The sequence below is a fragment of the Candidatus Pelagibacter sp. HIMB1521 genome (assembly GCF_052047875.1).
GTDB lineage: Bacteria > Pseudomonadota > Alphaproteobacteria > Pelagibacterales > Pelagibacteraceae > Pelagibacter.
Map to the genome: position 1 here is coordinate 19,809 of NZ_JBNAIZ010000006.1, position 14,219 is coordinate 34,027.

Below are 14,219 nucleotides of genomic sequence, written 5' to 3' on the forward strand. Positions count from 1 at the left end.
TTTTAGAAATAATAGCATTTTAAATTATGAGAATAGAAGAAGAGCTTAAGCTAGATTACTCTGATGTCTTATTCAGACCTAAGAGAAGCACATTAAAAAGTCGAAAAGACGTAAATCTTCTTAGAACCTACAGATTTAAATATAGTAAAAACGAATGGTCAGGTATTCCTATTATGGCAGCTAACATGGATGGTGTTGGTGAATTAAGTATTGCTGAAAAATTAAATGATCATCAAATGATCACATGTTTAACAAAACAACATGATGTAAAAAAAATAAAACAAAACAAAAATATTAAAAAAATCTATCCAAACATTGCACTTAGTGTTGGTATTAAAAAAGAGGACTTTCAAAATTTAGATAAGGTTTTAAAGGAATTTAGTTTTTTTAAATTTATTTGTATTGATGTTGCAAATGGTTACTCAGAGCATTTTACAAATTTTATTAAATCAGTAAGAGAAAAATACCCAACAAAAACTATTATTGCTGGAAATGTTGTTACTGCAGATATGACTCAAGAATTAGTTTTAAGTGGTGCAGATATTGTAAAAGTTGGAATAGGACCTGGAAGTGTTTGTACAACAAGAATTCAAACAGGAGTAGGGTATCCACAATTAAGTGCTGTTATAGAATGTGCAGATGCAGCTCATGGTCTTGGTGCACATGTCATCGCTGATGGAGGATGTACATGTCCTGGTGATGTTGCAAAAGGTTTTGGTGGAGGTGCAGATTTTGTAATGCTAGGTGGAATGTTAGCAGGTCATGATGAAGGAAAAGGTAAAATAGTAAAAGTAAATGGATCTAAGTATATAGAATTTTATGGATCAAGTTCAGAAGTTGCCAACAAAAAACATTATGGTGGCTTAGCAGATTATAGAAGTAGCGAAGGAAGAAAAGTTAGAGTTAAATATAGAGGAAAAATAAACGATACCGTTTTAAATATTCTTGGCGGTGTTAGAAGTAGCTGCACTTATGTAGGAGCACCATCACTCAAACAATTGAGTAAATGTACTACTTTTGTAAGAGTATCTAATCAATTTAATGATACTTTTGTAAAATAAATTAATTATTTCTTTTAAGCTCTAATCGTTGGTAAACAATAAAAATCAGCTGTATCAATTTTAGAAGAATACTGCCTTCGCATATTCCATTTTTTATGAACCCCAGCACTTGCAACACTTAAAGTTGATCTTCCATATCGATGATTAGTATTATCAATTGATCTCATTAAGCTATTTATCTTTTCATCTTTTTCAGAAGTAAATAAATTTGTTTTATCACTTGCATTTGATAATCCTGTTAGCATCACACCTGCTTTTTGATAACGATAACCATTTTTAAATATGCTCTCAAGAATTGAAACTGCAGTTTTAACTGTTTCAATACTATTGTTTGTTGCAATAGGAAAATCAACGGTCTTTGCATTTGAATAATAACCAAAGTTTCTATGAAAAGGGCTGGTTCTTACAAATACAGTAATTGCTTTTGCAACTAAAGACTCTGATCTAATTTTTTCAGATGCATTTAAACAATAGTTTGCAACTGCTTCTTTTAATTCTTGGAACGTTTCAATTCTTTTTCCAAATGATCTTGAAACCACACAGCTCTTTCTTTTAGTAGTAGTTGTTTCTAAATCAATACAAGGAATTCCTCTAAGCTCCATTGCAGTTCTTGAGCTTAAAACATTGGAACTTTTCTTAATCCATGTATTAGATTTATTCTTAAGTTGCTTCGCATTGTAAATTCCGTGCTTTTGATAAAATTTAGTAAGTTGTCTACCAACACCCCAGACATCATTAATTTCAACTTTTTCTAAAATAGGATCTAAATTATCTATTCCAATTAAACTTGTAACACCTGATTGTTTTTTCTTTGCAATATGATTTGCAACTTTACTTAAAGTTTTTGTTTTTGCGATCCCTATACTCGTTGGAATACCAGTCCATTGCAAAACAGTTTCTCTAATTTCTTTCCCAACTTTTTCTACATCCTGATCTTTAAAGTTTGATAAATCTAAAAACGCTTCATCAATTGAATAAACTTCTATTTCTGAATTAAATCGTTTAAGAGTTCTCATTACTCTTCTAGATAAATCTCCATACAAAGAATAGTTTGATGAAAAAACATTTACATTATTTTTAACGATAATATCTTTTGCTTTAAAATAAGGTTCACCCATTTTAATTCCTAAAGCTTTTGCTTCATTAGATCTCGAGATTATACAGCCATCATTATTAGATAAAACAACAACAGGTTTTTTTCTTATTTTAGGATTAAATAATCTTTCACAAGAAACATAAAAGGAATTGCAATCAACGAGTGCTATTTTCTTAGTATACTGAGTGGATGACATAAGTAACTACTCCCCAAATAAAAACATCTTGTTCTTCATTAATTAAAATTCTGTCAGAAAACTCTTTAGAACCAGAGGTTAAAAATTTTTTATCTCTTTCTTGAACTAAAGTTTTAACCACAAGTTCATCATGAACATTTGCAATCACAGTTGAAAAGTTTTTTGGTTTTAAACTTTTATCAACCACTAATAAATCTCCATCATTAATACCAACATCAACCATGGATTTACCTTGAACTCTGATGATGAAAGTAGCTGGAACATTTCTTATTAAATGCATGTTCAGATCGATATCTTCTTCGATATAATCTGTTGCAGGAGAAGGAAAACCAGCGCCTGCTTTATGTAGATAATATGGGATTGTTAGTTTCATGTTCTTGTTTTGTTCTAATTTATAGACTATTTATGGAATACACTCAATAGGTTGTATTTTGAGTCTGTAACTGAATCAAAAGTGAATCAAAACGTGAACATCCAATCCACATATTGTGGACTTGTGGATAACTTCAACCATAGATAGTTTAAGTTAGTTATTTAAATATATAAATTTTGATTTTGAATATGAATGTTTTAGATTTTGTCATGGTTGGTTCTAATGATCATCAAAAATCAGGTGACTTTTACAATGCTGTTTTTGAACCTTTAAAATTAAAAAGAATTTTAAAAACAGAAAAGTATTTGGGTTACGCTCATTCAAGTGATCCAGATAAAGTTCAATTTTATGTAACACATCCTGTAAATGGTGAGCCTGCAACTTTTGGAAATGGTTCACAAATTACTTTATTAGCTGACACTAAAGAAGCAGTAGATAAATTTTATGAAGTTGCAATTTCAAAAGGAGCAAAAGACGAAGGTGGACCAGGCGTTAGAAAAGATGGAAATTATTATGCATACGTTCGTGATTTAGATGGAAATAAGATTGCAGCAAAAAGTATTTTGACTTAAATTAAGGAGATATATGAAATTAAGTTGTCATTGCGGATCTGTAGAAGCAGAAATTAATTCTACAGTTAATGAATTAGCAAAAATAGTTAGATGTAATTGTTCAATTTGTAAAAGAAAAAATGCAACAATGGGCATGGTTAAAAATGAAGACTTTAAACTTACAAAAGGCGAAGATAAAATAAAACTTTATCAATACCATTCAAAAATTGCCAAACATTATTTTTGTACCGAGTGTGGAATTTACACTCATCACAATCCAAGAAGCGCACCAGCTATGACTGGATTTAATTTAGGTTGTGTTGATGAAATTAAAGTTGAAGATATAAAAGAGATAGCTCAATTTGATGGTCTCAACCATCCAATGGACCAAGAAAAATAAAAGTTCAATGCAATCTACTGCTGAGTGTTTTAAAAAAGTTAAAAGTGATTGTCTAAAATTCATTAAATCACAAGAAACCTTAAAAGAAAAATTTAGTAATAAAGATAAGATGCTTAAATCTTTTTTAATACCTGTATGTTTTTGGATTGCAAAAAAAGCTAATAATAAAAAACCTTACTTTGTTGGTTTGGCTGGGGGACAGGGGACTGGAAAGACAACAATAAGTTCAATTATAAAAATAATATTAGAAAAATATTTTAAATTAAAAGTATTCAAAATTTCTATTGATGATTTTTATAAAACCAGAAAAGAAAGATCTGTTTTATCCAATAAAGTCCATCCTATGTTGATGACAAGAGGAGTGCCCGGAACACATGATGTAAAAATTATGTTGGATTTCTTTAAAAAATCAAAAAGTAAAAACTTTAAATCAATAAAGTTACCAAGTTTTAATAAGGCAGTAGACGATAGGTCGCCTAAAAAAAATTGGTATAATATTAAAGAGCAGCCAGATGTAATTATATTTGAGGGTTGGTGTGTTGGTGCAAGAGCAGAAGTTAATAAAACACTTAAAAAATCAATTAATTCTCTTGAAAGAACTAAAGATCAAAATCTTATTTGGAGAAAATATGTAAATGAGCAACTAAAGACAAAATACAAAAAACTATATTCTCAATTAAATTGCCTGATTTATCTAAAAGCTAAAAATTTTAGTTTGCTTCAGAAATGGAGACTTAAACAAGAGCACAAGTTATGGTTAAATACTAAAAATAAGTCTAGTCATAAAATAATGAGCAAGGGAGACGTTATTAGTTTTATGCAAACTTACCAAAGAATTACACAGAACATGTTTAAATTTGCACCAAAATATTCTACAATTATCTTAAATTTAAATAGCAACCATCAAATTAAGACAATAAAATATAATAAATGAAAAAGTTTTTAATAATTATTTTTTGTACAATAATTTTTCCATTAAGTGCATTTTCAGCAACTTTAAAAGAAGCACTAAAACAAACTTTTGATAATAATCTTGAGCTTCAAGCAGAAAGAAAAAATTTAGAAATTCAACAAGAAGTAATCAATATGTCTAGAAGTGATTTGTTACCTAGCTTAACTCTTTCTAGTACAAAAAATTTTGAGGACACTAATAAACTTACAAATCAAAGTGGTGGAGATGCATCAATCACTGACACTGATACAATGACTTCTTCAATTAAACTTGAGCAAACATTGTTTGATGGCAGTGGAAGAAAAACAGAATATGAGAAAAGTAAGTTAGGATTAAACTTAACAGAAGCAAAATTAGTTAAAAAAGAACAAGAAATATTTTTAAGAGCTATTGAAGCCTATACAGGTTTAATTTTAGCTTATGAAAAATTAAATATTAATGAAGAAAACGTAAACTTGCTTCAAAGACAATTTGAATTAGATAATGCAAGATTAAGTAGGGGGCAAATCACAGCATCTGATTTGGCACAATCACAATCTTCTCTTGCAGGTGCACAAGCAAGATATATTGAAGCTCAAAATAATATAGTAACTAGCAGATTAAATTATGAAAATGTAATTGGTGCTATTGCAGAAGAAGCAAAATTAAAAAAAATATATAACGCACAAGTTACTATTCCAAAAAATTTAGGTGAAGCTAAAAAAATATCTTTAGAGAAAAGTCCTGAATTAATTATTGCTGAAATTGAATACGGACAATCAGAGCTAGATGTAAAAATCGCAAGATCTGATCTTTCACCAACAGCAAAAATTTCATTAGAGAGAACTTATACTGATGATTTAAGTGCAACTTATGATGAAAGAGAAAAAGATGTCTTACAAGCAACTGTTTCATGGCCTTTCCAATTTGGTGGAAAGAATAAATCTAATGTAAGCAAAAATCTTCAAGCTAAGGGAATGAAAAGATTGCTATTAGAGAATGCGCAAAAAAATAATACACAATCAGTGACGTCATCTTGGTCAACTTTACAATCTTCAAAAAGTTTTTTACAAGCAGTACAATCACAAGTTAAAGCTTCAGAAGTTGCAACTGAAGGAATTAGCTTTGAATATGAAAGTGGATCTGGAAGATCTACTTTTGATGTTCTTCAATCTAGATCAAACTTAATAAACGCAAAAATTAATCTTGCTGAAGCTGAAAGAAGCTATTTGTTAGCTCAATACAGAGTTTTAAAATCAGTAGGTCTTTTAAATAGCGACTATTTAAATCTTAAGTAATTTAGTCTTTTTTACTCAGTAAAAACAAAGATCTTGCTAATGAGAACAAAATGTGTACATTTAAATCATGATTCGACTGTTAAAAAACGTAAAAAAAGAGGCAAAAAATGACGAAAAGTAACCTAAAAGTAGTTAAATCTACTAAAGATCAAGAAATGGATAGTAAAGAAAAGAACAAAGCACTAGATGCTGCAATAGCTCAAATTACAGATAATTTTGGAAAAGGCTCTGTAATGAAGCTTGGCCAAAAGAGAGCTATGGATATTGAGTCTGTTTCAACAGGTTCTTTAAGTCTTGATTTAGCTTTAGGTATAGGCGGATTACCAAAAGGAAGAATTATTGAAGTTTATGGACCAGAATCATCTGGAAAAACAACATTAGCATTGCAAGTTGTTGCTGAAGCTCAAAAAGCAGGTGGAATTTGTGCATTCGTTGATGCAGAGCACGCTTTAGATCCAGTTTATGCAAAAAAATTAGGTGTAAATACTGAAGAACTTTTAATTTCACAGCCGGATGCTGGTGAGCAAGCATTAGAAATTGCTGATACGCTAGTAAAATCAGGCTCTATTTCAGTTATCGTAATCGACTCTGTTGCAGCTTTAACACCAAAAGCTGAGATCGAAGGTGAGATGGGAGATCATCATGTAGGTCTTCAATCAAGATTAATGAGTCAGGCTTTAAGAAAATTAACAAGCTCAATTTCAAACACAAACACAATGATGATTTTCATTAACCAAATCAGAATGAAGATTGGAGTTATGTTTGGAAGTCCAGAAACTACATCAGGTGGAAATGCGCTTAAGTTTTATTCATCAGTTAGAATGGATATTAGAAGAATTGGTGCCATCAAAGATAAAGATGAAATTATTGGTAACTCTACAAGAGTGAAGGTAGTAAAAAATAAAGTAGCGCCACCATTTAAAGTAGTTGAATTTGATTTGATGTATGGAAGAGGAATTAGCAAGATGGGTGAATTAGTAGATCTTGGTTCCAAAGCAGATATTATTGAAAAATCAGGAGCATGGTATGCTTATAAAGGTGAGAAGATTGGTCAAGGTAGAGAGAATGCTAAGACTTATTTAGCTCAAAATGCTAAAGTTGCTGCAGAAATTGAAATGGCAATTAGGGAAAAAGCTGGTGTTATTTCTAAAAAAATAGAAGGAAACCCGATAGATCCTGAAAAATTGGAGAAAGAAAAGAAAGTAGCTGAAAAAGAAGAAGAAGCAAAAGCTGAAGCTACTCCTCCATCTAAAAAGAATTAATAGGTCATCTTTATTAATAAAAGGCGCTTAATTTAAGCGCCTTTTTTCCCGTACTGTATCTAGACATAAAATAAAAAAGCTGTATTTTAAAAATATGGCAGACAAAACTCTCAATGAAATAAGAAATACTTTTCTAAAGTATTTTGAAAAGAACGATCATCAGATAGTGGAATCTAGTAATTTGGTTCCAAATAATGATCCAACGTTAATGTTTGCTAATTCAGGAATGGTCCAGTTTAAGAACGTGTTCACAGGTTTAGAAAAAAGAGATTATGTAAGAGCCACAACATCACAAAAATGTGTAAGAGCTGGTGGTAAGCATAATGATTTAGAAAATGTAGGTTACACACCTCGACATCATACTTTCTTTGAAATGTTAGGAAATTTCTCATTTGGAGATTATTTTAAAGAGCAAGCAATTGATTATGCATGGAATTTAATCACTAAAGATTTTGGGATAGATAAAAATAGACTTTATGTAACAGTGTTCCATGAGGACGATGAAGCCTTCAATTTTTGGAAGAAAATAGCAGGTTTTAACGATGATAGAATTATTAGAATAGCAACTTCAGATAATTTTTGGTCAATGGGCGAAACAGGACCATGTGGACCTTGTTCAGAAATCTTTTTTGATCATGGTGATCATTTACATGGAGGATTACCTGGTACTAAAGATGAAGATGGAGATAGATTTATTGAAATTTGGAACCTGGTCTTTATGCAATTTGAACAAATTACAAAAGATAAAAGAATAAATCTTCCAAAACCATCAGTTGATACTGGAATGGGTTTAGAAAGAATAGCTGCTTTACTTCAAGGCACTCATGATAATTATGAAACAGACCATTTTAAAAAAATAATTAATTCTGCATCAGATATAATTAAAATTAAATCAGATAAATCTAATCTATCTAGCTTTAGAGTAATTGCTGATCACTTAAGAGCAAGTTCATTTTTAATTGCTGAAGGAGTGTTGCCATCTAACGAAGGAAGAGGGTATGTACTTCGAAGAATTATGAGAAGAGGGATGAGGCACTCTCATTTATTAGGAGCTAAGGATCCAGTATTTTCAAAATTGTTTGATACCTTATTGAATGAAATGTCAGGAAATTATCCTGAACTAAAAAGAGCAGAGTCTTTAATAAAAGAAACTCTAAAAATGGAAGAAGAAAAGTTTTTAGTTCTTTTAGATAGAGGTATTAAAATTTTAAATGATGAAATTTCTAAAATAGATAAAGTTTTACCAGGTGACATTGCTTTTAAACTTTATGAAACTTATGGATTTCCAATTGATCTTACAGAAGATATTTTAAAATCAAAATCTTTAGAGTTTGATAAAGAAAGATTTGGTGAGTTGATGAGAGAGAGCATTGAGCTTGCTAGAAAAAATTGGAAAGGATCTGGAGATAGTGCAGTTGAACAAGTTTGGTATGGAGTTAAAGAAAAACATGGAGCTACAGAATTTTTAGGATATGAAAATGATCAAGCACAAGGAGTTATAAAATCACTTCTTAAAAATCATAAAGAAGTTGATACTTTAAATGCTGGAGACGAAGGTATCATTGTTGTTAACCAAACACCATTTTACGCAGAATCTGGAGGTCAAGTAGGAGATACAGGGTTGATCTCTAAGGATGAATTTGAATTTGAAGTAACAGATGTTCAAAAAAAATTGGGAGATCTATTTGTTCATTATGGAAAAGTGAAAAAAGGCTCAATAAAATTAGAACAAGATGTTGAAATGAAAATCAATATTGAAAAAAGAAATGACACAAGGGCATATCATTCAGCAACTCATTTATTGCACGAGTCTTTGAGAAGAGTTTTAGGTCCGCACGTTACTCAAAAAGGATCTCTAGTTGAGCCAGAAAGATTAAGATTTGATTTTAGTCATATGAAACCAATTTCAGATGATGAGATGGTAAAAATAGAAAGTCATGTAAATGATATGATTTCTAAACAATCTGATGTAACTACAAGAATTATGACACCAAAAGAGGCAGTTGATAATGGAGCTTTAGCATTATTTGGTGAGAAATATGGAGACGAAGTAAGAGTGTTATCAATGGGGGATGAAGGAGAAAAATACTTTTCAACTGAATTATGTGGTGGAACTCATGTAAAAAACACTGGTGATATAGGTAAATTTAAAATTATCAGCCAATCTTCAATTGCTGCAGGTGTTAGAAGAGTAGAGGCTTTAAGAGATAAGCAACTAGAGGATTACCTTAAAAATAAAGAGAAAATGTTAAATTTGTCCTCTGAAAAAGATGATGAACAAATTAATGAATTGAGCAAGCAAATTTCAGATCTTGGTGGAAAGCCTAATTTAGATGAAAGTGATAAAAAAGTTTTAATCAAAAATTTAAATAAACAATTAGAAACTCTATCAGTTAATTCAATATTACAAGATCAATCCAAAAATAAAGTTAATGATCAAGATATCAATGGGGTGAAAGTAAGATTTCAAAATGTTGAAGATCTTCCGCCTAAAGAATTAAGAAAACTTGTAGACAAAGGTAAAAAAGAATTAGGTGAAGGTATTGTAATAGTTTTTGCAAGCAAAGATGACAAAGTTGGTATAGCTGTAGGTGTCACAGAAAAACTAACTGAAAAATTTGATGCAGTACAATTTGTAAAAGCAGGTTCAGAAGTCATTGGAGGTAAAGGTGGAGGTGGAAGAAAAGATTTTGCTCAAGCAGGTGGTCAAGACCAATCCAAAATCAATGATGCTTTTGAAAAAATAAAATCTTTAATTTAATTTCTTTTTAAGATTACCATCAATTTCATCTAAAAACTGATTGGTAGTTAAAAACTTACTGTTCGGTCCAACAAGAATTGCTAAATCTTTTGTCATAGATCCATTTTCAACACACTCAATACATACAGCCTCTAATGTTTGAGCAAATTTAATTAATTCTTGATTATTGTCTAATTTTCCTCTGTGAGCCAATCCTCTTGTCCATGCAAATATAGATGCAATAGGATTTGTAGAAGTCTCCTTTCCTTGTTGATGCATTCTATAGTGTCTAGTAACAGTTCCATGAGCAGCCTCAGCTTCCATCACTTTTCCATCAGGAGTTAACAGAGTGCTTGTCATTAATCCTAATGATCCATAACCCTGAGCCATAGTATCGGACTGGACATCACCATCATAATTTTTACAAGCCCAGATATATTTTCCACTCCATTTCATTGCACATGCAACCATGTCATCAATTAACCTATGTTCATAAGTTAACTTATGTTTTTCAAATTCCTCTTTGTATTCATTATCGAATACTTCTTGGAAAATATCTTTAAATCTTCCGTCGTATTGTTTTAAAATTGTATTTTTTGTAGACATATAGACTGGCCACCTTTTAATTAATCCATAGCTAAAACATGATCTTGCAAAGTCTTGAATAGATTTGTCTAAATTATACATTGATAGTGCTACGCCAGGACCAGTGAAATTAAATACCTCATATTTTATTTCATCTTTTCCATCTTCTGACGTCCACTTAACTTCCATTTTACCTTTTCCAGGCACTTTAAAATCTGTAGCTCTATATTGATCACCAAAAGCATGTCTTCCGATGATCACAGGATCTGTCCATGAAGGAACCAATTTTGGAATGTTTTTACAAATAATTGGTTCTCTGAATACTGTTCCTCCAATAATGTTTCTTATTGTTCCATTAGGAGATCTCCACATTTTTTTTAAATCAAATTCTTCAACTCTTGCCTCATCAGGAGTAATGGTTGCACATTTAATTCCAACACCAATTTTTTTGATAGCATTTGCCGAGTCTATTGTGATCTGATCATCAGTATTATCTCTACTTTTCATTCCAAGATCGTAATACTCAATTCCAAGATCGATATACGGAAGGATTAATTTATTTTTAATAAACTCCCAGATAATTCGAGTCATTTCATCACCATCTAACTCGACAACAGGGTTATTTACCTTGATTTTGCTCATTAAATTAAATTTATCTTATTAATTGAATTTGATTGGTTTATATACATATTAATCGAAAATTAGCAAATAGAAGAATATGTTTACCAAGATATTTCCAAAGATACACACAGAGGGTTATAAGTTTATTGTAATCGCAGGCTTCATCACAATCATCTTATTATTAGTAAATGGATTTTTAGGATTAATTGGATTGCTTTTAACTATATGGGTTTATTATTTCTTTAGAGACCCTGAAAGAACAATCATAGGAGATGACAATTATCTAGTAAGCCCAGCAGACGGTGAGGTAATTAAAGTTGAAGAGGTAGATGGACCAAAAGAATTAAATTTAGAAAACAAGAAATTTAAAAAGATTAGTATCTTCATGAACGTATTTGATTGTCATGTAAATAGAACTCCTTGTTCGGGTAAAGTTGAAGATATTTTATACAAGCCAGGAAAATTTTTAAATGCCTCATTAGATAAAGCGAGTGAGGACAATGAAAGAAACTATTATAAATTAAAAGATAATCATGGAAATGATATCGTCATAGTCCAAATAGCAGGTTTGGTTGCAAGAAGAATTGTTTGCGAGACAAATAAAGATCAAACACTTAATCAAGGGGATCGAATTGGAATGATAAGATTTGGAAGTAGAGCAGATGTTTACTATGAGAATTATGAACCATTAGTAAAAATTGGTCAAACAGCTATTTCAGGGGAAACTCTATTAGCTAAAAGATAGATATGCAACAACCTAAAAAAAATTTTAAAATAGTTCCTGAAAAAAGGAGTGCTAGAGTAATTTTACCTAATATGCTCACACTTATAGGTGTTTGTATTGGTCTTACTTCTATAAGATTTGCTTTAGATGGAAGATATGAGTTTGCAATTATAGCAATAATTATTGCAGCTGTAATTGATGGACTAGATGGTAGAATAGCAAGATTAATCAAAGGTACATCTAAAGTTGGAAAGGAATTAGATTCTTTAACTGACATGATTAGCTTCGGGGTTGCTCCTGCTTTTATAATGTATTTTTGGAAGCTAAATGAACTTGGAAGGTTTGGATGGCTAGTTTGTTTAATATATGTAATTTGCGTCGCATTAAGATTGGCACGTTTCAATGTAAATACAGGTGGTGAACCATCTTGGAGAGATAATTTTTTTGAAGGTGTTCCTTCTCCAGCTGGTGGAATTTTAGTATTAACACCACTTATATTTAGTATGTCTAGTATTGAAGTGTTTAAAGTAGATTATACAATTATTGTGCCGATATTTTTTATTGTCACTTCTTTTTTATTGATTAGTAAGTTTCCAAGCTATTCATTTAAAAAAATTGTAATTCAAAGAAAGACAACAATTTTCTTATTATTTGGAATTGTTTTATTTTTTGGATTATTGTTAATTTATCCTTTTAATGTAATTTCATTAAGTGCTTTAATTTATTTAACTATGCTTCCAGTAAGCTTTTTTCATTATCAAAAACTTAAAAAACAAAACGAAGGTCAGAATTATGACGATGAAGATGACGATCTTGAAGATGTATTGTAATGAAAAAAAATACTATTGTTTCTTTAGCAGACTCTAATTATTTCCCTTTATTGGATGAATTAATAGACTCCATCAAACAGTTCGAAGCTAGCAAAGATACTGCAATATGTGTTTTGGATGCTGGATTATCAGAAGAACAAAAAAATAAATTATTATCTAAAGTAGATGAGATTAAATCTGCAGAGTGGGATATAAAAGTTCCTGAAAGTAAAATTAAAGGAAGAGAGTGGTTAAAAAGTCAAGTTTCAAGGGCATTTCTACCAAAATATTTTCCTAATTATGAAAAATATCTATGGATTGATTGTGATGCTTGGGTCAATGATTGGCAAACAATAGAATTATATTTTAAAGCATGTGATGACAATAAATTGGGAATAACTCAAACTATTGGACCAGGTTATAAAATTACCTCAAAAGTAAATTGGGTTTTTGGAAAACTCGCAATAATTAAATCTCAAAATTTTAAACATGCAGTAAAAGCTAAAATTAATTTGGATAAAGCTAGGAAATTAGCCTTTGCACCTCATATAAATATAGGTGTTTTTTCTTTAGAAAAAAATTCTAAATCTTGGGAAATTTGGCAAAATAATCTTAGAGAAACTTTAAAAGGTGGAGATATTTTTGGCTCTGAACAACTTGCAATGAACATTTCTGTTTATCACGACAATATTGAAACAGAATTTTTACCTTTAAATTGTAATTGGATAACAAGCAATCTTTTACCAAAATTTGATGAGTCAAAAAATACATTCGTTGAACCTTATTTACCTAATTACAAAATTGGAATAATGCATCTTGCGGCTGGCATTTGGAAAAACAATCAAGATATGAGAGTAAATAAAGATATCAAAATAGAAATCCAAACTCTTGATGGCAAGATATTAAATAAAAGCTTAAGATTTGAAAATTAATTGAAAAAAAATAAAATTTCAAAAAATTGGGTCAACAAACAACGGAGAGATACATACGTTAGACAATCAAAAGTTGATGGTTATAGAGCAAGATCTGCCTACAAACTTATAGAAATTGACGAAAAATTTAAAATTTTTAAAGGTGGATTAACTGTTATTGATATTGGAGCTGCTCCTGGAAGCTGGTCCCAATATGCAAATAAAGTATCTAAGAATGGGAAATTAATTTCAATTGATTTGAAAAAGATGGAGCCAATTGGATCAAGTTTTCAAATACAAGGTGATTTCACTGAAGAAGGAGTTCAGCAAGAGATAAAAAAAAATACAACCACTAAAGTAGATGTTGTGATGTCAGACATGGCTGTAAATACCACAGGAATTAAAAACATTGATTCAATTCAAACAGGAGAACTTTGTAAAGAAGCAATGGTATTTGCGAAAGATTTGCTAAATGAAAATGGTTACTTTATTTCTAAAATCTTTATGGGGGGAACTTTCAACGAAATAGTCGCAGAAGGTAAAAAATATTTTAAAGAAGTTAAGGTTTTTAAACCTAAATCTAGTAGGAAAGATTCAAAAGAAAGTTTTATAATTTGTAAAAAACTTAGATAGAGACTTTAAAATTAAAAGGAATCGTATA

Annotated in this window: 14 protein-coding genes; 11 read left to right on the top strand and 3 right to left on the bottom strand. The window is 30.4% G+C overall.

Annotated features, from left to right (window positions below):
* The first annotated feature begins 26 nt into the window (after positions 1 to 26).
* On the top strand, positions 27 to 1,061 hold the full coding sequence (locus ACTTA5_RS03120) for a GMP reductase (RefSeq protein ID WP_440613904.1): 1,035 nt from the start codon (positions 27 to 29) through the stop codon (positions 1,059 to 1,061).
* 14 nt (positions 1,062 to 1,075) lie between these two features.
* Here the strand turns inward: ACTTA5_RS03120 and ACTTA5_RS03125 are convergent, their stop codons facing one another.
* The gene (locus ACTTA5_RS03125) at positions 1,076 to 2,353 is read right to left on the bottom strand and encodes a Y-family DNA polymerase (RefSeq protein WP_440618756.1); all 1,278 of its coding nucleotides are present in this window, start codon (positions 2,351 to 2,353) and stop codon (positions 1,076 to 1,078) included.
* On the bottom strand, positions 2,331 to 2,726 hold the full coding sequence (locus ACTTA5_RS03130) for a LexA family protein (RefSeq protein ID WP_075506508.1): 396 nt from the start codon (positions 2,724 to 2,726) through the stop codon (positions 2,331 to 2,333). Before ACTTA5_RS03130 ends, ACTTA5_RS03125 begins: the two co-directional genes overlap by 23 nt.
* A 188-nt stretch (positions 2,727 to 2,914) precedes the next feature.
* Between ACTTA5_RS03130 and ACTTA5_RS03135 the strand changes: the two genes are divergently transcribed.
* From ACTTA5_RS03135 to alaS, 6 genes are all read left to right on the top strand, one after another.
* The gene (locus ACTTA5_RS03135; protein ID WP_440647836.1) at positions 2,915 to 3,298 is read left to right on the top strand and encodes a VOC family protein; all 384 of its coding nucleotides are present in this window, start codon (positions 2,915 to 2,917) and stop codon (positions 3,296 to 3,298) included.
* Positions 3,299 to 3,311: 13 nt separating this feature from the next.
* Entirely contained in the window at positions 3,312 to 3,677 is a 366-nt protein-coding gene (locus ACTTA5_RS03140) for a GFA family protein (protein ID WP_440647838.1), read from the top strand.
* Positions 3,643 to 4,611, top strand: coding sequence for a uridine kinase (locus ACTTA5_RS03145; protein WP_440647840.1), 969 nt, complete (start codon positions 3,643 to 3,645; stop codon positions 4,609 to 4,611). The genes ACTTA5_RS03140 and ACTTA5_RS03145 overlap by 35 nt, the downstream gene beginning before the upstream one ends.
* Complete coding sequence (locus ACTTA5_RS03150) at positions 4,608 to 5,906, top strand: TolC family protein (RefSeq protein ID WP_440647842.1); 1,299 nt, start codon at positions 4,608 to 4,610, stop codon at positions 5,904 to 5,906. The genes ACTTA5_RS03145 and ACTTA5_RS03150 overlap by 4 nt, the downstream gene beginning before the upstream one ends.
* 107 nt (positions 5,907 to 6,013) lie before the next feature.
* Entirely contained in the window at positions 6,014 to 7,168 is a 1,155-nt protein-coding gene (gene recA / locus ACTTA5_RS03155; protein WP_440647844.1) for a recombinase RecA, read from the top strand.
* 94 nt (positions 7,169 to 7,262) lie between these two features.
* A complete protein-coding gene (alaS, locus tag ACTTA5_RS03160) occupies positions 7,263 to 9,929 on the top strand; it encodes an alanine--tRNA ligase (protein WP_440647846.1) in 2,667 nt (888 codons plus the stop codon).
* Here the strand turns inward: alaS and ACTTA5_RS03165 are convergent.
* The gene (locus ACTTA5_RS03165; protein ID WP_440647848.1) at positions 9,921 to 11,135 is read right to left on the bottom strand and encodes an NADP-dependent isocitrate dehydrogenase; all 1,215 of its coding nucleotides are present in this window, start codon (positions 11,133 to 11,135) and stop codon (positions 9,921 to 9,923) included. The genes alaS and ACTTA5_RS03165 overlap by 9 nt on opposite strands.
* Positions 11,136 to 11,211: 76 nt before the next feature.
* On the opposite strand from ACTTA5_RS03165, the gene ACTTA5_RS03170 reads away from it, so the two are divergent.
* The 4 genes from ACTTA5_RS03170 to ACTTA5_RS03185 are packed head-to-tail and all read left to right on the top strand — an operon-like array spanning position 11,212 to position 14,191.
* Positions 11,212 to 11,859 carry a phosphatidylserine decarboxylase gene (locus ACTTA5_RS03170; RefSeq protein WP_440647850.1) on the top strand — a complete coding sequence of 216 codons (648 nt, stop codon included), beginning with the start codon at positions 11,212 to 11,214 and terminating at the stop codon, positions 11,857 to 11,859.
* A gap of 2 nt (positions 11,860 to 11,861) precedes the next feature.
* A complete protein-coding gene (pssA, locus tag ACTTA5_RS03175) occupies positions 11,862 to 12,668 on the top strand; it encodes a CDP-diacylglycerol--serine O-phosphatidyltransferase (protein ID WP_440647852.1) in 807 nt (268 codons plus the stop codon).
* A complete protein-coding gene (locus ACTTA5_RS03180; RefSeq protein ID WP_440647854.1) occupies positions 12,668 to 13,579 on the top strand; it encodes a glycosyltransferase in 912 nt (303 codons plus the stop codon). Before pssA ends, ACTTA5_RS03180 begins: the two co-directional genes overlap by 1 nt.
* Positions 13,580 to 14,191: an RlmE family RNA methyltransferase gene (locus tag ACTTA5_RS03185; protein ID WP_440647856.1), complete on the top strand. Its 612-nt coding sequence runs from the start codon at positions 13,580 to 13,582 to the stop codon at positions 14,189 to 14,191.
* The last annotated feature ends 28 nt before the right edge of the window (positions 14,192 to 14,219 follow it).

Coding starts and splice junctions, on each gene's coding strand:
- ACTTA5_RS03120 (WP_440613904.1), top strand. CDS start 27: ATGAGAATAGAAGAAGAGCTTAAGCTAGATTACTCTGATGTCTTATTC.
- ACTTA5_RS03125 (WP_440618756.1), bottom strand. CDS start 2,353: ATGTCATCCACTCAGTATACTAAGAAAATAGCACTCGTTGATTGCAAT.
- ACTTA5_RS03130 (WP_075506508.1), bottom strand. CDS start 2,726: ATGAAACTAACAATCCCATATTATCTACATAAAGCAGGCGCTGGTTTT.
- ACTTA5_RS03135 (WP_440647836.1), top strand. CDS start 2,915: ATGAATGTTTTAGATTTTGTCATGGTTGGTTCTAATGATCATCAAAAA.
- ACTTA5_RS03140 (WP_440647838.1), top strand. CDS start 3,312: ATGAAATTAAGTTGTCATTGCGGATCTGTAGAAGCAGAAATTAATTCT.
- ACTTA5_RS03145 (WP_440647840.1), top strand. CDS start 3,643: ATGGTCTCAACCATCCAATGGACCAAGAAAAATAAAAGTTCAATGCAA.
- ACTTA5_RS03150 (WP_440647842.1), top strand. CDS start 4,608: ATGAAAAAGTTTTTAATAATTATTTTTTGTACAATAATTTTTCCATTA.
- recA (WP_440647844.1), top strand. CDS start 6,014: ATGACGAAAAGTAACCTAAAAGTAGTTAAATCTACTAAAGATCAAGAA.
- alaS (WP_440647846.1), top strand. CDS start 7,263: ATGGCAGACAAAACTCTCAATGAAATAAGAAATACTTTTCTAAAGTAT.
- ACTTA5_RS03165 (WP_440647848.1), bottom strand. CDS start 11,135: ATGAGCAAAATCAAGGTAAATAACCCTGTTGTCGAGTTAGATGGTGAT.
- ACTTA5_RS03170 (WP_440647850.1), top strand. CDS start 11,212: ATGTTTACCAAGATATTTCCAAAGATACACACAGAGGGTTATAAGTTT.
- pssA (WP_440647852.1), top strand. CDS start 11,862: ATGCAACAACCTAAAAAAAATTTTAAAATAGTTCCTGAAAAAAGGAGT.
- ACTTA5_RS03180 (WP_440647854.1), top strand. CDS start 12,668: ATGAAAAAAAATACTATTGTTTCTTTAGCAGACTCTAATTATTTCCCT.